The sequence below is a fragment of the Chitinophaga hostae genome (assembly GCF_018224885.1).
Classification (GTDB): Bacteria; Bacteroidota; Bacteroidia; order Chitinophagales; family Chitinophagaceae; genus Chitinophaga; species Chitinophaga hostae.
In genome coordinates this window covers 139,542-161,557 of sequence record NZ_JAGTXB010000007.1, presented here as the reverse complement: position 1 = coordinate 161,557, position 22,016 = coordinate 139,542, and the positions used below count along the sequence as shown (strand labels likewise).

Genomic DNA, 22,016 nt, shown 5'->3' with positions numbered 1-22,016 from the left:
TTGTAGGTTTAGGTAAATAAGCCCCGATCTTAATCGGGGCTTTGTTTTTTCAGACCTTATAATTTTCAGAAGTTCAACGCTACTTTCGTAAACAGGCGTACGCCGTTAAAGCCCATCTGTACTGCATCCCAGGGACCGCCGGTTTCACCGTCATAAGCCGATAGTTTGGCGCCCGGCACATAACCCAGATCAGGATGTACATTAAAGATATTGTCCGCGCCCAGGAACCAGCTCACATGGGAAGAGAAACGGAAGCTGACGTAGAGGTCTGTTGTCATTTTACCATTATAGTTAAACTGCTCCGGCACCAGTGTGCCGTCTTTGTCCAGTGCTACGAGCGGACTGATACCGGTACCAGCCAGGTTGGGATCGCCGGGTAAGCCGGTACCTTCTTTGGCCGGATCGCCGGCAAAGCCATAACCCAGTAACACAATTTTACCATAGTAAGCCAGCCGCGTACCTACTGTGAATTTTTTGATGCCGTATTCAAGATTCAGTCCCAGTTTGGTAGGAGGCGCTGAGGCCAGTACAAAATGTTGTTCTCTTTCACTGAAAAACTCATTGCGGTGCAGGTAGCTGTCATTGAGTTTATCCGGCACATTGATTTTATCGATATTCATATGCTGGATATTACCGGTAAACAAGGCACGGAAACGCTGATCGTTCCATTTTTTCTGGTAATCGATTACGAGGTCAAGACCGGTATTGGTAGTGTTCACCGCATTGGCAAAAAATTGGGCATTATCAATTTTCAGATCGTTGAGGGCTTTGAGAAATACCGGGTCCAGGGTGGCATCTGATTTATTAAACTGCCCGGATAATACAATCCTGTCTTTCACCTTCACCAGGTATCCATCCAGGGTGATGGTCAGATCGGATATTGGCTTCCAGGAGAATCCAAGGCTGGCATTCACGGATTTTTCCTGTTTCAATGCAGGGATACCGGCAGCCTTTGTGATGATGTCGCTGTTGGGTGCAATTTTCACTTCGGTGATACGGCCGCCCTGTACGTTGGTAAACTGGGAGCTGTAGTTGATTTGCTGAAGAGAAGGGGCACGATAACCTGTACTAACGGAGCCGCGTATATTAAAATGTGGCGCCGCTTTGTAACGGGCTGCCAGCTTGTAGTTGCTGGTAAACCCGAAGTCGTTGTAATTCTCCGCCCTGATAGCTGCGCCCAGCAGGAATTTTTCGGTGATGTCCCATTCTGCATCTACAAACCCGGCGATGTTGGAGCGGTTAGCTTTCACGGCATCGGTAGGGCGGTAGCCGGGAAAGCCCTGTGCACCGGTGGCTTTGATAAATGCGGGATCATAATTTTTCCAGGAGTTTTCATCGCCCGCATATATTTTGTACTGCTCATAGCGGTATTCTGCACCCAATGCGAGATTAAAGCCGGCGCCTATATGCGGTATGTCTTTGGAGAAAGTAAGGTTGGTGGTATTCTGGAAAAAGGAATAACCCCCGTCATTAAAGTGAGTGGGTGTAGCGCTTCCCAGCGACGCGTTAAATGTTTTGTCGCCATAGAAGTGAAAATCATTCCTGCCCGATGTATTGCTGATATCCCATTTCCAGTTGTTGTTGGTGCTGCCTTTTACACCGGCTGCCAGCGATACATCCTGGATATGCGTTTGTATATGCGGGTTGAAGATGGTGTCGGGAGCGCCGCCGGGAGTAGGAATGCTTTCCATGATATCCGGATAAAAGATCAGATCTCCTGCAGCATTCGTAGGAAAACGATCGGGGTGACCACTGGAGAGTGGATTGTAGCCATGAAATGTTCTCGTATAGGCGAAGGCGTCAGACGACTTATAATTATAGCCGCCAAAAGCATAAACGGTGGTAGGACTACTACCTACCGGCACTTCCAGGTTGATCATTCCGCCACCGGTGGTCACGGAGCCATCGCCATGGGCCCGCCGGCCGGTATTAATGGGCAGTCCGTTTGTATGGGTGAGATCAGTATCTGATACCTGCCGGAATGTTTTACCCTGCTTGAGGAAGTTGCCTGAGAAGTTAATAAAGCCGCCATGTTTGCCCAGTGGAAGGCCGTAGTTAACGCCAACCGTAGCCGTGTTACCATCGATAGGATTGGCATATTCATATTGTTTTAAGTCACGGCTGAAATAGTTATTGTATTTACGGTCGTAGTAACCGGCGTAGCCGGCGGTGACGTTCAGGCGGTTAATATCTTTTTTGAGGATGATATTAATAACCCCGGCGATGGCATCAGAACCATATTGTGCGGATGCGCCATCACGGAGTATTTCCACACGGTCGATAGCCGATTCGGGGATGGCATTTAGGTCCGTTCCCGAGTTACCCCGACCCCTGGTGCCGAACACGGCTACAAAGGCTGTTTGGTGGCGTCGTTTACCATTTACCAATACCAGTGTTTGATCGGGTCCAAGTCCTCTTAAGGTGGCCAGGTCGATCTGATCGGCGCCATCGCTGCCGCTTTGTTTGTTGTAGTTAAAAGACGGGGCGGCGGCATTGAGCAACGAGGTTAGTTCCATATTGGCGCTGGGGAGTCCTGCCTGGTTAACGCTGATCACATCTACCGGAACAGGTGTTTCTGTTTTGGCCCGTCCTCCGCCACGGGTACCTACGGATACAATGGGGCCGAGTTCGGCGATCAGCGATACCAGCTGCACGTCGATCTGGGTCCGGCCATTAATGTTTTGTTGCTGAGGGGCGTAGCCGATAGAGCTGAATTCCAGGACATCGGTGGCTGCCGCATCCAGTGTAAACAGGCCGGCGGCATTGGTTTGTGTGCCTTTGGCAGCGGATTTAACATGTACGGTCACACCTTCAAGGGGAGTGCGTGTGCTGGCATCAGTTACTTTACCGCTGATTTTTTTTGTTTGTGCAAAAGAAAAAGAGGCACACAGCAGCATGCCGGTGAAGCAAAGTAGAAGTTGGAGTCTCATATACAGGGTCTTTACTGAATTTAAACAAAAAAACCGGAGAATAGATCAAATCTCCAGTTAATTATTTCCAGCTGATAACGATGTGATTGTATATTATAGCTTTATACCAGCTTTCTTATAGATGAAGCTCAATAGCCAGGCCGGCCCGATGAGCAAAAATTGCAGGTCTTTAAAGAAAGAAGGTTTGGCCCCCTCTATTTTATGTCCTATAAACTGTCCTATCCAGGCCAGCACAAAAATGGCCAGCGCCACCTGCCAGATCGCAACGCCGGTCAGGGCAATCAGGCGCCATAACCAGAGACATAAGGTACCAATCACCAGCATGCCCGCCGCCAGGGAAGGAGAGAGGCGCGCATAATAAATAATCAGCAACAGCAACGCTACATGCGCCAGCGTAATGAGGTAAGTATGCCATCCCGGTATGGGAAGCGGCACCGCATATAAGAAGCCAACGATGCTGAAAAAGATCGCCGGTACACAAATCCAGTGAATCAGTTTGTTGGTATGGTTACGGTGGCTGCTGCCGTAATCGTCCAGCCATTGATGGATTGTTCTCATCGTGGATACAGTAGTTGGGTACTCTATTAAATTACGTTAAATAACGCATTACTAAAAATTTAGGATGCGATCCGGGAAGCTATTTTTTACTTTCCGGAGATGATTAACTGTTTTATGGCTTCTCTGCCAAAAAATACTGGGAAATACATTATTTCGGCTTTAGCCGGATTGACGTGATAGTAGCCGGTATAACGCGGCATCAGCGATACCGTAAATGTATGTTTACCTTTTGAGAGATAATTACTGAAGATGTTTACCTTGTTTTTGAAGTATTCCCGGTGTATTTCGTTGTGCTCCCGGGAAGTGTTTTTATTGTCGTAGGAGCAGCCTGCGGGAACGGGGATTTCCACCATCACATATTCCGCATTGGCTTTTACATCCACCACTACTTCCATGGTAACGGCGCGGCCTGCAGTAAGCCGGCTAACCGCCGTATCTTTTTGCAGGAAGCGGCTGCTCACGCTGAACTGGTTGCCGGCTTTTTGAGGGGCCGTGTTCCAGTACTGCTGCCAGGCTGTGAAATATACGCTGGCGCCGCCTTGTTTGCTGATCCGCACTGGTTGGCCGGCAGCTACGGTACTGCTATAGGGAAAGCTGCTGATGTGTTGACCGTTTACCGTTAAAGTGGCCGGCAACTGCTCTGCTGCTGTTAATACATCCGGCATAATCGTGGCGAGGATAGCGGCAGATTCGTAGGTATTGCGCCAGTTACCACTATGCCTGTTTTCCATAAACCAACCGCGGATATTGCGTAGCAGCGCTTCCTGACCGCCCTGGCCCCGCAGTATCTTATATGCCAGCAGCGTGAGTTGTACGCTGTTGTTGAAAAGATGATAGCTTTCCTCACCCCAGTAACTGTTGCCCATCATGGTGGTATGACGCCATGCCATTAATGAATCGGTGCTAACGTGCATGCCCGTACGTTGTTTTAGGTATAACAACCGGAACTGGTCGTAGCGGTTATCCTTTGGCACATGAAGTGTATCGAGATAAGCGGCGTAATTCAGCTTTGCCTCCAGCAGCTGCAGGGTTTCGATGACGGTAATTTTATCTGTAACAGCAGCTGTATTTAACAGGAATACATAGTAGTTGGTAAGCGCCGCTTTATCAAACCTGGTGGTGAAACCTGCTTTTTCTGCCATCAGCAGCGCCTTTGTTACATGCAGGGATATCCAATAAGTTGATGCGGTTTTATTCCACCAGCCCCAGCCACCATCTTTATTTTTGTTTTGTTCGAGTTCCCGGATCAGCTCCTTTATCTTTTTACTGTTTTTAAATGGCTGCCCCAGGTATTGCATGGCTTGTTGCTCCAGCAACAGGCCGGTGAGTTTAGACGCCAGCTGTTCATTACACAGGTATTCGTAGCGTTGCAGGTAGGCTATTTCGTCGAGCAGTACGGGTAACATACCGGTGCTGGCATAGAGGTGAACCGTACCGGTATCGGCAGCAGGCGTGAAGGTGAAACTGGTATCTGGTCCCAATGCGGCAAATACGCCTTTGGTTTCTTTTACACCCTGCTCAAACACAGGTATGGCGCGGTATTCCCCATCAAAATAATTATTACGGCCGCTGATGGTATATTTGAAAGAGACGCTGTCGCCAGGTGTTACGTTGATAGGGAAAGTATCGATACGGCTGTTTTGTACACCGAAACTGTTGTTTTGCAACAGCTGGTTGTCTTTGTAAAAACTGCGGCTTACCGTGGTACTGTCTTTCCCATAGTTCAGCACTTTCCCGATAATATTGATACTATCTCCTGCCACTGCAAATGCGGGTAATGCCAGGTTGGCGCTCAGTGGCTTATACGATTTGATCTGCACGCTCGCAGTACCTGTTTGCCCTTGACCGGTGAAGGCGATGACATTGGTTTTCCAGTTGGTGATATCATCCGGGAAGGTAACGTTAAATACAGCTTCCCCTTTTTCGTTGGTGCGTAACCGTGGTTGCCAGAACGCATCATCCCGGAAATTGCTCCGTAAACTGTTCATAGACCCGGGCCGCTCGTCGCCGGTGGCAGCAGCCAGGGCCACTGATTTCCCGCTGGTGATCAGCATTACGCCGTTGCTGGCTCTTGCGCCGTATAAGGCGGTGGCGGCGTCGTCTTTCAGTACGGTAATTTCCTTGAGCAGCTTTGAATCAAGACTGTTAAGGTTTCCTTCATAAGGAATGCCATCGATAATGATGAGTGGTGGCTGAGTGGAGCCATTGTTTCTTCCCCGGATGTTAACCCCGGCCACCTGGCCAGCCAGCCCGGTGGTAAAATTATAGGCAGTGCTGCCAACAAGTGCTTTTTTATGCTGTATGCCATATCCGGTTACCACTATTTCCTCAAGATGTTGAGATATCGCCGGCAGATGAATGTCAAAAAAGTCTTCCTCTTTCAGCGGCAGCTCCCTGCTCTCATAGCCAATACAGCTGATGCTGATAGTCCCTTTTTTGCTGGTGGCCAGGGAAAACCGGCCCTGTGCATCGGTAAGGGCGCCATACCGGGTGCCTTTTAACAGAACAGATACTCCAGGCAGTGCCTTTCCCTTTTCGTCACTCACAACGCCATAGATGCGGCGCCGGAAGGTACTGGTGTCAAGGTATTGCCGGTTAAACGGCATGGTGAAATCTACCGCTACCAGCTGCGGTATAGCTGCCGAACGATAATCTCTCCATTCCAGGATCGCTTTTTCCAATGCAATGCTGGTGGAATCACCGGAGATAATGCGACGGGCATTCAGCCTGAAAAAAGTATGGCCGCCTTCATTGACTTTCAGACTGTCGTTCACATAATACCTGTTCTTTTTCAGCAATACCAGCAGGCGGTAATAGCCGGGTTCCAGGGATCTGAAGCGGGTGGTACCGGGAGGATAGATGCGGATAAACGAAGGATCGTCGTAACGGTACAACAGCAGCTGCCGGATATCCCTTACATTTTGTGCGGTATCAGGTTCAATCACAAGGCCATTCGGGGAGGCGTTGGGCAGTGTTTCTGTTTCTGTAAAAAATTCCTGGTTAATAAACAGGTTATCCCGGTAATCCTGCCACAAACTGTCCATTTCCCTGTCCGTTATCACATGGTCGTACAGGCGCGGATTATTCCATTCCGGTTGAAAGTAGCTAGCATAAACGGCACCTGTTTTATCTTCTTTTTCCTTGATGAGGCCTGGCTGTATATCAAAGCTATAGCCAGGTTCAGCCATGAACCGTTGTGTAAAGCCTCCTTTTACGATGTAATCCGTCAGCGTGCTTTTCAGCGGGCCGGCTACTACATAGGAAGTGTTCTCAAAGCGCAGTATGTTGGCATCCTGCCGGAGGTAGGTGAAGTTATCAGGGTTCTTCACATAAAAGTAGATCAGGTACCTGTTCCAGTCAGTTATCTCTTGTTTTTCCAGTCCTGGTAAAGTTTTTATGACCTGTATATTTTTACCGGATACGTTGGCGGCAATACTGATATAATTTTTCATTCCCTTTTCCAGGTACACGCTGTCCACGATAATTTTTTTGCCGTAGATCCTGCATTCCAGCCTGTGCCAGCCGGAGAAGGCTGCGAAGCTATAGGCGGGTTGCATATTTGTGTGATGAAAGTAAACGGGCTGGCCATCAATTTTTAAATAGGCGATCCGCTGTAAAATGCCATTGGATACAACATAGGGCGCCACCTGGGTAATTTGATCTTTCGCCGGTTCCCTGTTATAGTAAATGCCGTCGGGATGGAGGAAATGATAATATGCAATGCTGTCAAGGTTCATTTCCTTTCTCCATCTTTCCCAGGTCATAGCGAGGCTCATGGCAGGGAATGTTGGTGAGGAAAGCTGTTGCCTGGCATAAGCTTTCCACACGGCGTATTTCTTGCCCAGGTAGGGAACGGAAGGCATTGTTTCCTGACTAAATTTTGTGGTAGCGGCCCATGCTGTTACATCGGCATCCGGTACCGGCCGGCCGTTTATGTCATTCACTGTAATGCCTATACGCGCAGTTTGGCCGGGATATACCGTCAACGGATTATTAATGCCTACCTGCAGTTGTTTTTCCATATAGGGCGCCACAAACTGATCGTGTATCACGTAATCATTCCATACATATTGCAGCGATACAAAATAATAAGCGGGGGTAATGGCGGCGGCTTTCCAGGATAGCTGCTGATCATAGCCTTGGGCTACGAGTTTTTTGCCGGCAAAAATGCTGTACCAGAAAAATAATTTCCGGGGGTTGGTAATTTCAGCAAATACGGAATCGCGGGTATGCACTGCGTTGCATTGTATGTTGCTGCTGTTGTTCAGTATCCTGAAAGTATTGCTGATGCCGGCTGCTGTAACCTGGTAAGTGGCTACAAAAGGATGCACCGGCAGGAGCGCCGGTAGCCTGATGGGGTTCGTGGCAACCGTATCGTTATTGTCGTTCAGCAATAACAGCGTGGCTGGTTGGTCAATGGAAGTACCGGAACGGTTATACGTAATTGCCAGGCTGTCGCTGGTCATCAGGAAACTGATATCATCGGTATTATAGCTGTATTGCTGGATGCACTTGTTTTCCTGACTTTCATTGTTACTATTCAGCAACTGGCAATTGATCGTGTAGGAGAAAGATGCTGCCGGGAAAATGCTGTCGGGGAGTACTACCTTTGTTTCCCCGGCTGGCTCCAATGCTATATCACGGGTCCAGAGCACATCCGGTATAAATACCATTGGTGCATGATATTGCCGGATATTGTTCGGGGTAACGGTAACGACTACACGCCCGTCCATGACAGGCAGGTTGTTTTCATCTGTTGCCTTCAGGTACAGGGAAACGGGTGTGCCGCGGGTGTGTTCCTTATGGTCGGTGCGGGCGGTAAACCGGATTGTTTTCAACTCGTACTCTTCATAGCGAAAGGTACCGCGCATCTTCACTTTTCTTTTGGCAGCATATTCCCGGTCATCGAGGTCGCTGTCGTTGTCGGCCAGCATGTACCTGTTCCCGGAGGCGGATTCCAGGGTGAAGAGGTAATCCTGGTCCAGGTCCAGGTCGAGACTATCGTTGAGCACCATTTCAAAGTCGTAGCCACCGGGACGATAGGGGTTTATGGTAGAGATAATGGTATCCTTGTCCCACTTGTTGGACAAACGCAGGAGCAATGGTTCATTTACCGGCTTACCGCTATTATTTACGATAAAGGCTTTGAGTCGCAGGGTATCATTGGGTTTATACATAGGCTTGCTGAAGGTCAGGAAGCCTTTATAATGTTTTTCGGTTTCGGTGCTGTACCAGAAATCCGGTTCGGGGCGATAGGGGCGCTGGTGGTGGCGGGAGAATATTTTTTTCCACCAGCGGGTTTTATACGGGCGTGGCTGGCTGAGGTCGAAAATATTCAGTACGTTGTGATAATACACCTGTACGATACCAGTTCTTTTATAACGGGGAATACGGTAGGTTTGCGTATGTCCGTTCCATGGCACGCTGCGCTTATTAATGATCACCCGGGCGTCTGAAACCGGGCGGCCGTTCCGGTCGTGTAACAGTATTGCCAGGTCATAATTGTTAGACACCAGTTTCATCTGCACATTCTTCACGGCATAAAACGCGTAACGGAGATCATTGTTATACGCATAAACATCTACATAGTTGCCGGGGGGCAGCGAAGCGGGGAATCGCTGGCCTACCGGGTAAGTCGTTGCAGGGGTATGCAGATAATCTTCATCCGGCCAGTAGTCGTCTTCCTTATTTTTATTTTGCCTGAAAATTTTCAGTGCTTCCTTGTCGGTGACTTTATACACATGATGCAGCGCACTGTGGGTTGTGCTTTGTGAGAGTGGTTGTTGGGCCCGGGTTACTATGCTGCACACTAACAGCGCGCATAAAATAATTTTTTTCAAGATATAGGTATTGTGACCGGAAATTAAGTAAAAGAAGGGAGAATCAGTGTTGGTCATGATAAGTAGCGCCTGATTTTATACATAGCCGCCGGCATACAATTCTGTTTTCAAATATCCATCCAATGCAATAGCTTTGAATAATATAACAGATATAAAGATGGAAACCATTGGATTTATAGGAACCGGGCATCTTGGATACCCCATAGCAGAAAACCTGGTAAAAGCAGGATATACCGTAAAAATATATAACCGTACCCGTGAGAAGGCGTTGCCGCTGGAATTGCTGGGCGCTGAACTGGTCGACAGCCCCGAAGCGGCTGCCGTAAAAGGTGGTGTGGTGCTGAGCCTCGTGGCAGATGACAAGGCAGTGGAAGCCATTTCCACGGATGCGTTGTTACAGGCATTGGGTAGCGGGGGGATACATGTGTCTATGAGTACGGTGTCGCCGGATACGTCGAGAGCGTTGGCGGCGCGTCACCGTCGGCAGGGGGTGGAGTTTGTAACGGCGCCGGTGTTTGCCCGTCCGGAAGCGGCGGCGGCACGTGTAGGCAACGCCGTTATTTCAGGAGAAGCGGCGGCCAAAGATAGAATAAAGCCTTTGCTGGAAGCCGGGTTTGCGAAAAATATTTTTGACCTGGGCGTCGATGCAGGCAGTGCGAATGTACTGAAGCTGATGGGTAACTTTATGATTGGCGCAGCCATTGAACTGATGGCCGAAGCTTTTGCATTGGCGGAAAAAAGCCATATGGATCCCCGTGTGGCTTATGAAATGCTGACTACTACCTTGTTTCCGGGGCCGGTGTTCCGCAATTACGGCGCTATGATACTGGACCGGAAGTTTACAGGAAGCCCTTCTTTTAGTGCAGCTTTGGGTTTAAAAGATATGGACCTGGTATTACAAACAGCGCGTAGTACCTATACGCCGATGCCAATGGCTAACCTGGTGCAGGCGCGGTTAACAAGCATCCTGGCAAAAGATATACATGACGCCGACTGGACGGCCCTGGCTATGGGCGCCCTGGAAGATGCGGGACTCAATTCAGTTCCTGAGTAGTTCATATTAACCTTTATCAGCCATGGCTACGGCAGTTTTTTTCTTTCCGGACTGGCGGGCCATGGTTTCTTTCCGGTGCATCACACCCCAGTCGGAAATATGCTGCAGCATGCTTTCCATACTCCATCCGAGGGGAGTGAGCTCATATTCCACCCGCGGTGGAACTTCCGGGTATACGATGCGTTTTACCAGGTTGTCATTTTCCAGTTCCCTTAACTGCAGTACAAGCACCCTTTCTGAAATACCGCTGATCGACTTCTTCAGCTCGTTGTAACGTAATTTACCATCCAGTAACCGCCACAATATGCTGGGCTTCCAGCGGCCGCCGATCAACTGCAGGGTATAGGCTGTTCCGCAGTCGCCGCGCAGCTGCCGTTCGTTGATGGCATTGGACGAGTTCTCTTTTCGCATACGATCATTTTTTCTTTCAGGTATAAAGATACGTAATGCCCTGCTATAGTGAAGGATACCACTATCCTTTTAGTAACCCTGTTTTATCGCAAACCAAATAGCGCTAGGTTTGTTGTATTACTTAAATCTATTAATTATGAAAGCTCTTCCGCTGCTGGGCAGGATTTTATTTGCCCTGATTTTCCTGATGTCCGGCCTTAATCATGCTATGGGCGCCGGTACTGATTATGCGGCTGCCGCCGGTGTGCCTATGGCCGGCGTTTTGGTGCCGTTAGCGGGCGTTATTGCGGTGTTGGGTGCTCTCAGTATACTGCTGGGATATAAAGTGAAATATGGCGCCTGGCTGATCGTTATTTTCCTGATCCCGGTAACACTAGCCCTGCACAATTTCTGGACCGTAAAAGATCCGATGCAGGCACAAATGCAGATGGCTATGTTCATGAAAAACATCGCTATTCTGGGTGGCGCCCTGTTGCTGGCTTATTTTGGCCCGGGCCCCTACAGCATAGATAACAGGAAAGCCTGACTTTCCACGCAGGGATAGCAGTAACGGATAACCGGTTTCCGGTAACGGATATAAACGCAGATCGCGCAAATTCGTTACGGGAGACCAGTTACCCGTGTTCCTTTGGTACTTTTGCCCAGGATTAACTGTGATTATGATGATTTACAGGATTTTATTTTTATAGATTTTATTGATGATTAAAAGAAGATTAGCGAAGACAAGGGTGGATACTCGCTTTAGTCTCCGCTAATCTTTTTAAATCAATTTTAATCAATAAAATAAAATCCTGTAAATCATCATAATCACAGTTAATCCTGGGCAAAAAAAATCCCCGGCATTATTCCGCTTTTTTATTGGCTTCCTGCTTCTTTGCTACATCTTCCAGCAGTTTCAGTCCCAGTAATCCGCTGATGGGGCCGTTGGCGCCATCACCGCCACCAATCAGTACATCCGGCATGATGCGGATGTTTTGGGCACCGATGGCTTCCATTACTTTCAGTTGGGTGAAGTTGTTGCCACCCATGGCTTCTACGGCTAGTTTGTAGGAAGCTGCGCTGGACTGACCGATGGCTAATACTTTTTCTGCTTCTGCTTTACCGGTGAGGGCAATTTTTTCGGCGTCGGCTTTAGCGATCCATTCGGTACGTTCCGCTTCTGCTTTGGCGAGTAACCTTACTTTTTCCGCTTCACCGGCAGCCAGTAATTTCATACGGTCGCTTTCCGCATTTGCCTGTAAACGTACGCTGTTGGCGTCACCGGTGGCTTTCTTTACGGAGGCGTCGGCATGTCGTTCGGCGATCCATACGCCCTGGTCGGCTTTTACGATTTCCTTCTGCATTTCCGCGATGGCGGTTTCTTTTTCGAGTGATTGGCGGGTTTCCTGCGCCAGTCTTTCCGTGTCGTAAGTGATTTTTTGTTCTTCCGCAATTTTACGGTCGGTGAGGGTTTTCATCAGTGTTTCCGGCGGAACAATGTCGCCGATAAGTGTGTCTACTCCAAACACGTTATACTGATCCAGCACCTGTCCGATATGTTCTTTAGCGGATGTTTGCCGTTCCTTACGGCTGGTGAGGAAGCTGATCACATCAGCGCCCTGGGCTGAGTTACGGAAATAGTTACCGATGGTAGGTTCCAGTACCTGTGTGACGAGGTTACTCATATTACCGAAGCGGGCGATTACCTTGGGTGCTTCGTTGGTAGGGATGTGGATGATTTGTGCCACGTCGAGGTTAAAGGTAAAGCCGTCGCGGCTTCTCACGGTGATGGTAGAAAGGTTTTTATCCAGCTGGTGGGCTTCGCTTCTGGCGGAGGCCCAGTTGAGTACCAGGTTGGTGGTAGGCACCAGTTCTACTTTCATGATATAGGGATTAACAGGATATTTACCGGGGCCTAAAGGCTCTGCCCATACTCCTTTGGTGCCTTTGGCCACGATATTGCCGTGTTTGAATTCGGCGCCGCTGATGTCTACGCCGTCGTTGCCCACGAAGGAGATGACTACTCCCACATGGCCGATGGCGATTTCGGTCATTTTTACCATTTCCAATTTGGCAAACCAGGGGTTAATGAAGTAGGAACCCGCGAGGATTACCTGTTCCTGCAGGCCTTTATAGCCGCCTTTGTCGAGGAAGGCATCCACGTCCTGGAAATTGTTGTGGTTGTCGATGGTTTTACCCGCGATGGAGCCTGTTTCGATGGCTTGTCCTTCGAGGGTGGTCACGATGCCTACCGCGTTATCGGGGATAGACAGCATATCTGTCATTTCCACTTCAAAGAGGAAGGTATTGATACGATAGGATCCGGGCGTAATGATCGCCGTTTGCCGGCCTTTGCGGCCACCATTGTGCAGGAAGGCAACGGCGTCCTGGAAGGAGTCGCAGGGCACTTTACGGGCGAGGATGGCGCCTGTTTCCAGTTCGGAACCGTCTTTGGCCAGTACCAGTCCTATTTTACCGGTAGGGATAATGGTAAAGGGCTGGAAGGCGACGCTGTACTGCCAGATCCATTTCCAGAAGTATACGCCGGGGGCGAGGGTTTGTGCCTGGAAGCCCGCTTCGCCGTTGGTGGCCAGGATGCGGCCTTCGGGCAGTTCCTGTTTACCGAGAAGCACAAATTTTTTGGTAACCAGACCGATACGGTCTTCCGGTACAATTACTACGCCGAAGCATATACGAAGAATTACCTTGTACAGAAGAAGGCATAGCAGGGGCACGCCGATGAGCATTGCCCATCTGAGAACAGTGTTGTCCATGGTTGTTGGGTTGTTAGTGAATGTTTAGGTAAAGTTTGGAGACTGTGCAGCGCAAGGCGGCTGACGGACTTGTCAGATCGGGGTTTGGCCGGGCAGTCTTATTTCAGAAAGTTGGGGGAGAAGTATTGAAGTTAGTGGCTATGTATGCGATCAGGATGTTGTTGCCGGAGCAATTATCAGATTCCATTGTAAAAATGAATTACGATGTAAAAGTGATGATTATTTTTCATCCGTCAAAATATTTTCAGACAGAAAGCTTTCCCATTTTTTTGATTTTTCAAAAAACGCCCTATATTGGGAGCAGTTTAACCATTTTTCACGTTGCTAAAACGATTTTTCTGAGCGAATCAACCAAATAATTTTTTATATTTGTTTAGGTTAAACGATTTAGCAAACATTCTATCTTGAATTTTTATGAATAATTCCACGGCGTTAGGAATAGATATTGGCGGCTCTCATATCACCGCAGCTTTGGTGGACCTGGGTACAAGGTCTATCATAGAAGGGACCTGGAACCGCACCCGCATTAATTCACAGGGCGGGGCAGCTGAAATTATTGAAGCGTGGGCAGCAGTGATCAGCGAGGTATTTGCGAAAGCGCCGGCGGGTGTAAAACATATCGGTATTGGCATGCCAGGCCCTTTTGATTACGAACAAGGGATCAGTTTAATGAAGGGGCAGCATAAATATGACGCCTTATACGGGTTAAATGTAAAGGAATTGCTGGCAGCTAAATTAAATATAGGACCGGAACAGATCCGTTTTATCAATGATGCCGGCTGCTTCCTCCAGGGAGAGGTGTTTAGCGGCGCAGGCAGAAATTACCAACGGGTAATTGGTCTCACACTGGGAACAGGACTGGGTTCCGCTTCCTATCACGACGGGGTGGCCAACGATGCCAACCGCTGGTGCGCTCCCTTTAAAGATGGCATGGCGGAAGACTACCTGTCGACCCGCTGGTTTGTAAAACGTTACCAGGAAGTAAGCGGAGAAGCAGTACCAGATGTAAAAGCATTGGTGGCGCGTATAGCCGTTGACGATAGCATACAACAATTATTCAACGAATTTGCGGTAAACCTCGCCGCTTTCCTCGGCAGCTTTATCCAGGCTGAACAGCCGGAAGCCATTGTCATCGGCGGTAATATCGCCAATGCAGCAAATCTCTTCTTCCCGTTGTTAAAAGAGGAATTAAAACAACAACAGATAGTGCTTCCAATCGTTACTGCCAGCCTGGGAGAAGCAGCGGCGCTTATTGGTGCGGCCAGTTTATGGCATGTGTTCCAGGAGGCGTAATTTTTCTTGCCGGGGATTTTTTTCTTGCCCAGGATTAGCCTGATTTTGATGATTTAAAGGATTTTTTCCTTTAATGATTAAAAAAAGATTAGAGAAGATAACAGCGGATGTATTTGCTGTCATCTTCTCTAATCTTTTTTAAATCACTAGCATCACAAAGAAATCCTTTGAATCATCAAAATCAGGCTAATCCTGGGCAAGAAAAAAATCCCCGGCAAGAAAAAATCCCGAGCAAGAAAAGATCCGCATTTACACTTTTTGATTTATCTTGGCTGCATCAACCACTTCTAAATATTTACTGTTTGAAAGACCGTTCAGCCGCAGCCAATAATATTTTGTGGGAAAACATCATCCAGGGCGATCAGCAGGCCTACAGGGAATTATATGAACAGTATGCAGAAATGCTTTACCGGTATGGACTGCGTTATGTGCAGGACCCTGCTACCATCAAAGATTCAATACAGGACCTTTTCACAGATCTCTACCATTACCGGAAAAATCTCTCCCAACAGGTAAATATCCGCTATTACCTGCTCCGGTCTTTTCGCCGCAAGATACACCTGGCGGTAAAGAAAAATGCAGCCGTTGCACAGGTCGACACCATCGAAGACTACTTCTCTATCACCTATGAACCGGATATGGAGGCGCAGATCATCGCCGCCGAGCAACAACAGCAAATGCTCCGCCTGCTGGCGCAGGAGCTGAATGCTTTGCCGGCCCGTCAAAAAGAGGTGCTGTTTCTCAAGTTTAACTGCGACCTTTCTTATGATGAAGTGGCCGGAATCATGAAAATCAGCATCCCTACCTGCCGGACACTCGCTTACAGGGCCTTCCGGCAACTACGCACCAATATGGAGAGAATGCCGGTGCTTCCGCTCCTTATTTTACTGATGACATGGCTCTCCCAGAAAAATAATTAAAAAAAGTTGCGCTCCGGAGTCTATATCTTCTCCATTTATCGCTCTTTATAGAAAAGACGCTGCATGAAGTTTGGCAAGAAACAATTGAAACTGGAAGATTTATTGGGAAATGATCACGTACCACCCGGGCAAAACGACGACCCTTCACAGCAGGAACTGGCAGCAGCCGTGCAGCAAATGATCATCGGCGCGGGTAAGGAAGAATGGGATCCGGCAGACAAGGAAGCCCTATGGCAGGATATTGCCGTTAGCCTGGTTCCACGTCAGCGTAGTTATCGTTACCTGTATATGAAAGTGGCAGCAGCGGTATTGCTCTTAGTGGCAGTAGGAGGATGGCTGTTCTGGCCACGGCAGCAGAGCGCCCTGGTACAGTTTGCACAACGGCAGGCGCCTATGGCCCCATCTGCCGATACCCGTTTGATCCCCGGTCAGGGTAATGCGGTAGTGGTAAAAGGAAAGAATTCTTCACTGATATATTCCGGTAATAACAATGGTATTACTATCAACGAAGCGCATACGGAAATACCGGAGGCGGCTTTTAATACGTTGATGGTGCCGTATGGCCGCCGTTCCCGCGTACAACTGGAAGATGGTACGGTGGTACTGCTGAATGCCGGTTCAAGGCTGGTCTATCCTGCTTCCTTCAAAGAAAATAAACGGGAAGTATACCTGGAGGGAGAAGCCTTTTTTGATATTGCACCGAACGCACAATCACCGTTTTTTGTATATGCTTCGGGAATAGAAACTGAAGTACTGGGTACCAGTTTTAATATATCCGCTTATCCGGATGATGCGCAACAAAGCCTGGTATTGGCCACAGGCAGTGTAAGGGTTCGCTCACAGGACCACGGCTTATTTGGTAAACATGCACAGCAGCTGCAGCCGCGGGATATGGCCGTAGTGAACAGGAAAGGCGGAGAGGTGCAGGTGAGCCAGGTAAATGTGGCTACCTATACCGCCTGGAAAGACGGTCGCCTGCTATTTTACAGCACGCCGCTGAAAGAGATCCTGAAAAAATTAACGCGATACTATAATATACAGCTGGAGCTTGCGGTAACGCAGCCCGGGCTGAAAACCTGTTCCGGCGATCTTGACCTGGAAGAAAACCTTGACAACGTACTCGAAGTCATCTGCGCCACCAACTCGCTGCGCTATGAACGCTTTGGTCAGCGCATCGTACTAAAAGAGAAAGAATAAACCATACATATCACCAAAAAAAACCGGAAGATGGTGGGACATCTTCCGGTGGCACTGCCCCGCTGACAACGGGGACGGGCTTGTCTTTTTGTTTAACGAAAAAAACGTAGTGAAGTTATGAAAAAAATCTATGCACAATGGCGTGTCCCGCCAGGCAATGTTATTGCCGCTAAATTCCGGAGAGCAATGAAACTCACTGTAATTCTCTTATTCACGGGCATCCTGGGTATTTCTGCCAACGGCAGATCACAGGACAATCATCTTTCTGTAAAACTGCACCAGGGTACGCTGCCCCAGCTGTTCAGCCAGATACAGTCGCAAAGCACGTGGCGTATTTTTTATAAAGATGAACTGGTAAACAGGGAACAACCCCTGACCCTGGAACTGCAGGACAAAAAAATCAACGAGGTACTCGACAAAGCATTGGCCAATACCAGCCTCAGTTACCGCATTGTGCGTAACCAGGTGGCCATCATCCCCAGGGAAAAATCAAAAAACGGGAATGATGCATCGCCGGGTATTATGCTGGAAGACAGCGCCTATCTCATACGGGGACGGGTATACGATATGCATGAACCACCACAGGCATTGCCAGGGGTAACGATTCGTGTGAAGGACAACAACAGCATCGGTACTACCACGGATGCGGATGGCTATTTTACCATCAGAACGAGAAGGAATGCGGTCCTGGTATTTAGCCAGATGGGTTACCTGGCAGAAGAACACACCGTGATCCGCAGCCAGAATGCGCTGAATATTTCATTGAAAGAAAATGTGGCCGCCCTCGATGAGGTAGTGGTGGTAGGACTTTCAGAGCAACAGAAAAAACATATTGCCAGCTCCATCAGCTCGGTAAATGTGGCGCAGCAAACCAATGGTAAGCCCATTACGGCATTATCGCAGGCATTACAGGGGGGCGTTACCGGCTTACAGGTAACCCAGAGCTCGGGTTTGCCCGGTGGCGATGCCGCCGTGATCAAGATCCGGGGTATCAGCACTGTAAATGGTTCCGACCCGCTGGTACTGGTGGATGGCGTACCTATGGACATGGACTACATTGATCCGGTTACCGTGGAAAGTGTAACCATCCTGAAAGATGCCGCCGCCGCCGCTGTTTACGGTGCGCGTGCTGCCAACGGCGTTATCCTGGTAACTACCAAAAGAGGGGTGGCCGGCAAAGTAACAGTAACCTATGATGGCTACTACGGCGTACAGTCGCCATCTACTATGCCCAAGCTGGTAGAGGCCCCGGAGTATATGCGTATGTTTAATGAAGCACAGGTCAACGCAGGTAATCAACCCTTTTATTCCGAAGAAGATATTAAGCACACAGCAGCCGGTGATGATCCGATAAAATATCCCAATACCGACTGGCAAAAAGAAATCATTAACCGCGCGGCACCTATTACCAGTCATTCGGTAGGTGTGAGCGGTGGTAACAGCCTCGCCCGTTTTGCCCTTACCGCCAACTATCAGAACCAACAGGGGATGATACCATTAAATCATTCCAATAAGTATAATATCCGCGCCAATACCTCTATTACGCTGAACAAAAAATTCCTGGTGTATATGGATATGCTGGCCATCAAGCGTAATACTTTTTATCCCAACAGACCCAATGGTAATGATGGCAACAGGATACTGGAAGATATTTTCCGGGTACCGCCCACTATTTTACCAAAGTATCCGCAGAAAGATGGTTCGCCGGTGATATATGGCCGTTATGTGGACATTGTAAACCCTGTGGCCTATGCTGAGCATGGAGGCCGCAGCGCCAATGAATACGGACAATCCAGCATTAACCTGCAACCAAAATGGGAAGTATTGCCGGGACTGAATCTCCGCGGACAATTCAGTTTTCGCCTGAACAGCGATGTTACGAGGACTACCCGCGATAACTATTATTTCTTCGACTACTACACCGGAAAGCTGGCACAGACCTGGGGAGTACAGCGCACTGCCAGCATGGCCAGAACTACTTATTACTATGCAGGCGTCACAGCAGATTATACCTATGACCTGAAAGATCATCATTTTTATGTGATGGGAGGTTATTCCCAGGAAGAAAATAATAGTGACTACTGGGCCGTAAAATCGCTGTTGTCCTTCTACGCCAAAATCAACTACTCTTATAAAGATAAATTCCTGCTGGAAGGCGCCATGCGTACAGACGGATCTTCGCATTTTGGTCCCGGACATAAGTTTGGTACGTTTCCTTCTGTAGCATTGGGCTGGAATGTGCATAAAGAAAACTTTATGCAGTCGATGCGCGCTATCAACAACCTGAAGCTGCGTGCATCTTATGGCCGCCTGGGAAATGAAGACATTGGTCTGTATCAGTACCAGAGTATGATCAGCGCCACAGATGGTGTGGAATCAGTATTTGGTAACCCTGATATTACCTGGGAAACGGTGGATATGCTGGATCTGGGAATGGATCTGGCCTTGTTTAACAGTGCCCTGGAAATGACCTTTGATTTCTACGACAAGAAAACAAATGGTATTATTCTTAATCCGCCGGTGTCTTATGTTGGCGGTATGGGCACACCTCCTATTAATGCAGGAAAGCTCCGTAATAAGGGAATAGAGCTGTCATTGAATTACAATGGCCGTATTGGAAAAGATATTACCCTGTCGGTAAGACCAGGCATTTCCTATAATAACAATACCCTGCTTTCTCTTCGGGGAGGGCCCTACATTTACAGTGGGAAATCGATCAATAAAGAGGGATATGCCCTTAATAGTATTTATGGGTATAAAACGAATGGATTGTTGCAGGCAGCCGACTTCAAGCCGGATGGCACTGCGCTGGTACCTGTTATTGCCAATGAAAAACCTGGTGATATCCGCTACCTGGATATAAATGGAGATGGTATTATTGACGGGAACGACCAAACAGTTATCGGCAATCCTACGCCCAAAGCAGATTTCTTTGCCAACTTCCGGATTACCTATAAAAAATGGGAGCTGGAAATGCTGTTACAGGGTGTGAATAAAAATGATGCTACCCTTGGCGGGATGCTCGCTTACCCGCTGGATATGTCGTTCGATGGCGGCGTGCCTACCCAATACTATGCGGGTAATTACTGGACTCCGGAACGCACCAATGCCCGTTTTCCGCGCCTTACCACTTCTCCCAGCATCAGCAAATTATCGTCCGATTTCTGGTTGCAGAACGGCGCCTATGTGCGTATGAAATATATTCAGCTGGGTTACAATTTCAGCAGCACCAGGTTAAAACGTATAGGCATTAACAGTGCCCGGGCATATGTGAATGCGCAGAATCCTTTTGTATTTACTTCCATGAAACTGGTAGATCCGGAAAGCCAGGGAAACCAGTGGACTTACGGGATTATGAAGATGTATACCGCCGGGGTGAGCATTCAATTATAATTATTAAATTTTTTACGATGAAAATGAAATATAGTCTTATCATAACATTGGCGCTGACTTTATTGTCGTTACCCGCCTGTAAAAAATTTCTCACCCATGATAATCCTTCCGGTGTAACGGACGAACAGTGGTGGAAAACGGAAGGGCATGCCTATAATGCGCTGGCTTCTATTTATGCCGGCATACCGGCGGGCTCTGATGGCCGTAATGTAATGTTCTGGTCGGGGCTTAGTGATGAAGCCGTTTGCCGTGGCGATTTCCGTGGAAATTATGATATTTATACGCGCGGTTTGCAAAACCCTACCTGGGATGTAGCAGAATGGATATGGAGAGATGATTATATTGATGTCCGCAGGGCCTGTCGTTTCCTGGAGAATGTAGATAAATGTTTTATGGATGACGGGTTACGTACCCGGATGAAGTTTGAGGCGCGCGCACTCCGTGCATTTTATCATATGGAGATCATGCTTTTCTTTGGCGATATTCCTATTGTAACCCAGTCGCTGACCCCGTTGGAAAATCACATGAAGCGCGAATCTGCCGAAAAGGTATATGCTTTTATATTGGGTGAATTACAAACTTGTGCTGCAAATCTGCCACAGGAATATGACAGTGATGAAACCTGGCGTATTTCTGCCGGCGCCTGCAATGCGTTAATCGCGAGGTTGGCCTTGTACTTTCATCATTATGATGTGGCGAGGGACGCTGCGGCCAAAGTGATCCAGTCGGGTGTATATAAATTATACCGTAGTGAAAAGCCCGGTGTAAATAATTATGCGGAGTTATTCAGCTATTCCGGTGAGTTAAATAAAGAAAGAATATTTTTTAAGGCAGGCGGTTGTGGCAATGCCTGGACCACCTTTGCGCCTTATGGTATTGGCGGCGAAACTTATGTATCGCCTACTTCCCAGGTAGTAGATAATTTTGAAACAAAGCAGGGCAAGACGCCGGCGGAGCTGGGAGCGGATTCCCTGGCGATATACCGGAAGGATCCTAACTATAAGAACAATCGTGATCCCCGTTTGGTGGCGTCGGTATTGTATCCTGGCGAGCAGTTCCTGGATGCCAACTATATTTTATCGCCCTTTGATAACTCTCCTGCAAACACCGATAAAATAGGCGTGCAGAAGTCTACCGCCACCGGCTACTGGATCCGCAAATACCTGGATGCGCGTGACCGGCAGGGCAGAGGTGGGTCGCTTGACTTTATGATTATCCGTTACAGTGAAGTGTTATTATCTTATGTAGAAGCACTGATAGAGCTGGGTGATTCAAAAAATCCGGCCATCGCTGTTCATTTAAATGATATCCGTACCCGCGCAGGAATGCCGGCTGTTGACATGCAACGGTATAATACCGCCGATGCGCTGCGGCAGCTTATACGCCGTGAGCGTCAATCAGAGTTGGCCTTTGAAGGGCAGCGCTATTTTGATATCCGTAGATGGGGAATTGTAAAGCAGGTGATGAACGGGCAGGTATTCGGCGCCACCAATCCGCAAACAGGCGTGGCCGTGAAGGTGCAGGACCGTGCCTATACCGACAGGGATTACCTGTGGCCCATACCTGAAAAGGAAACGCTTTCCAATCCGGATATGGTGCAGAATCCAGGGTACTGATTATAAAACCTATTTTGCCGCTTATCAAATTTCCTTACCCGTATTTGCATA

General features: G+C 48.4%; 12 protein-coding genes. 7 read left to right on the top strand and 5 right to left on the bottom strand.

Translation table 11 applies throughout. The features are described 5' to 3' along the window. Positions 1–65 precede the first annotated feature (65 nt). The 3 genes from KE626_RS16345 to KE626_RS16335 all read right to left on the bottom strand — a co-directional run bounded on the left by KE626_RS16345 (position 66) and on the right by KE626_RS16335 (position 9,328). Positions 66–2,930 (bottom strand): TonB-dependent receptor, encoded by a 2,865-nt coding sequence (locus tag KE626_RS16345; RefSeq protein ID WP_211973994.1) that lies wholly within the window; start codon positions 2,928–2,930, stop codon positions 66–68. A gap of 93 nt (positions 2,931–3,023) precedes the next feature. Further along, positions 3,024–3,488, bottom strand: coding sequence for an Mpo1 family 2-hydroxy fatty acid dioxygenase (locus KE626_RS16340; protein WP_211973993.1), 465 nt, complete (start codon positions 3,486–3,488; stop codon positions 3,024–3,026). 86 nt (positions 3,489–3,574) lie between these two features. Then, entirely contained in the window at positions 3,575–9,328 is a 5,754-nt protein-coding gene (locus tag KE626_RS16335) for an alpha-2-macroglobulin family protein (RefSeq protein WP_211973992.1), read from the bottom strand. A gap of 133 nt (positions 9,329–9,461) precedes the next feature. On the opposite strand from KE626_RS16335, the gene KE626_RS16330 reads away from it, so the two are divergent. Continuing rightward, positions 9,462–10,382, top strand: coding sequence for an NAD(P)-dependent oxidoreductase (locus KE626_RS16330; RefSeq protein ID WP_283093159.1), 921 nt, complete (start codon positions 9,462–9,464; stop codon positions 10,380–10,382). A gap of 6 nt (positions 10,383–10,388) precedes the next feature. On the opposite strand, the gene KE626_RS16325 is transcribed toward KE626_RS16330, so the two are convergent. Continuing rightward, entirely contained in the window at positions 10,389–10,793 is a 405-nt protein-coding gene (locus tag KE626_RS16325) for a winged helix-turn-helix transcriptional regulator (protein WP_211973990.1), read from the bottom strand. Between the two features lie 136 nt (positions 10,794–10,929). Between KE626_RS16325 and KE626_RS16320 the strand changes: the two genes are divergently transcribed. Next, the gene (locus KE626_RS16320) at positions 10,930–11,319 is read left to right on the top strand and encodes a DoxX family protein (protein ID WP_211973989.1); all 390 of its coding nucleotides are present in this window, start codon (positions 10,930–10,932) and stop codon (positions 11,317–11,319) included. A gap of 316 nt (positions 11,320–11,635) precedes the next feature. Here the strand turns inward: KE626_RS16320 and KE626_RS16315 are convergent, their stop codons facing one another. Next, entirely contained in the window at positions 11,636–13,546 is a 1,911-nt protein-coding gene (locus tag KE626_RS16315) for an SPFH domain-containing protein (protein WP_211973988.1), read from the bottom strand. Between the two features lie 414 nt (positions 13,547–13,960). On the opposite strand from KE626_RS16315, the gene KE626_RS16310 reads away from it, so the two are divergent. The 5 genes from KE626_RS16310 to KE626_RS16290 all read left to right on the top strand — a co-directional run bounded on the left by KE626_RS16310 (position 13,961) and on the right by KE626_RS16290 (position 21,965). Beyond that, on the top strand, positions 13,961–14,839 hold the full coding sequence (locus KE626_RS16310; RefSeq protein WP_211973987.1) for an ROK family protein: 879 nt from the start codon (positions 13,961–13,963) through the stop codon (positions 14,837–14,839). A 302-nt stretch (positions 14,840–15,141) separates the two neighbouring features. Next, positions 15,142–15,759, top strand: a complete 618-nt coding sequence (locus KE626_RS16305) for an RNA polymerase sigma factor (RefSeq protein ID WP_211973986.1) — start codon at positions 15,142–15,144, stop codon at positions 15,757–15,759. A gap of 63 nt (positions 15,760–15,822) precedes the next feature. Next, on the top strand, positions 15,823–16,956 hold the full coding sequence (locus KE626_RS16300) for a FecR family protein (protein WP_211973985.1): 1,134 nt from the start codon (positions 15,823–15,825) through the stop codon (positions 16,954–16,956). A gap of 117 nt (positions 16,957–17,073) precedes the next feature. Further along, positions 17,074–20,349: a TonB-dependent receptor gene (locus tag KE626_RS16295; protein WP_211973984.1), complete on the top strand. Its 3,276-nt coding sequence runs from the start codon at positions 17,074–17,076 to the stop codon at positions 20,347–20,349. A gap of 17 nt (positions 20,350–20,366) precedes the next feature. Further along, the gene (locus KE626_RS16290) at positions 20,367–21,965 is read left to right on the top strand and encodes a RagB/SusD family nutrient uptake outer membrane protein (RefSeq protein WP_211973983.1); all 1,599 of its coding nucleotides are present in this window, start codon (positions 20,367–20,369) and stop codon (positions 21,963–21,965) included. The last annotated feature ends 51 nt before the right edge of the window (positions 21,966–22,016 follow it).

Excerpts from the sequence above, each read along its gene's own strand:
- KE626_RS16325 (WP_211973990.1), bottom strand. The coding sequence starts at position 10,793 with ATGCGAAAAGAGAACTCGTCCAATGCCATCAACGAACGGCAGCTGCGC.
- KE626_RS16340 (WP_211973993.1), bottom strand. The coding sequence starts at position 3,488 with ATGAGAACAATCCATCAATGGCTGGACGATTACGGCAGCAGCCACCGT.
- KE626_RS16310 (WP_211973987.1), top strand. The coding sequence starts at position 13,961 with ATGAATAATTCCACGGCGTTAGGAATAGATATTGGCGGCTCTCATATC.
- KE626_RS16320 (WP_211973989.1), top strand. The coding sequence starts at position 10,930 with ATGAAAGCTCTTCCGCTGCTGGGCAGGATTTTATTTGCCCTGATTTTC.
- KE626_RS16290 (WP_211973983.1), top strand. The coding sequence starts at position 20,367 with ATGAAAATGAAATATAGTCTTATCATAACATTGGCGCTGACTTTATTG.
- KE626_RS16345 (WP_211973994.1), bottom strand. The coding sequence starts at position 2,930 with ATGAGACTCCAACTTCTACTTTGCTTCACCGGCATGCTGCTGTGTGCC.
- KE626_RS16295 (WP_211973984.1), top strand. The coding sequence starts at position 17,074 with ATGAAAAAAATCTATGCACAATGGCGTGTCCCGCCAGGCAATGTTATT.
- KE626_RS16315 (WP_211973988.1), bottom strand. The coding sequence starts at position 13,546 with ATGGACAACACTGTTCTCAGATGGGCAATGCTCATCGGCGTGCCCCTG.
- KE626_RS16300 (WP_211973985.1), top strand. The coding sequence starts at position 15,823 with ATGAAGTTTGGCAAGAAACAATTGAAACTGGAAGATTTATTGGGAAAT.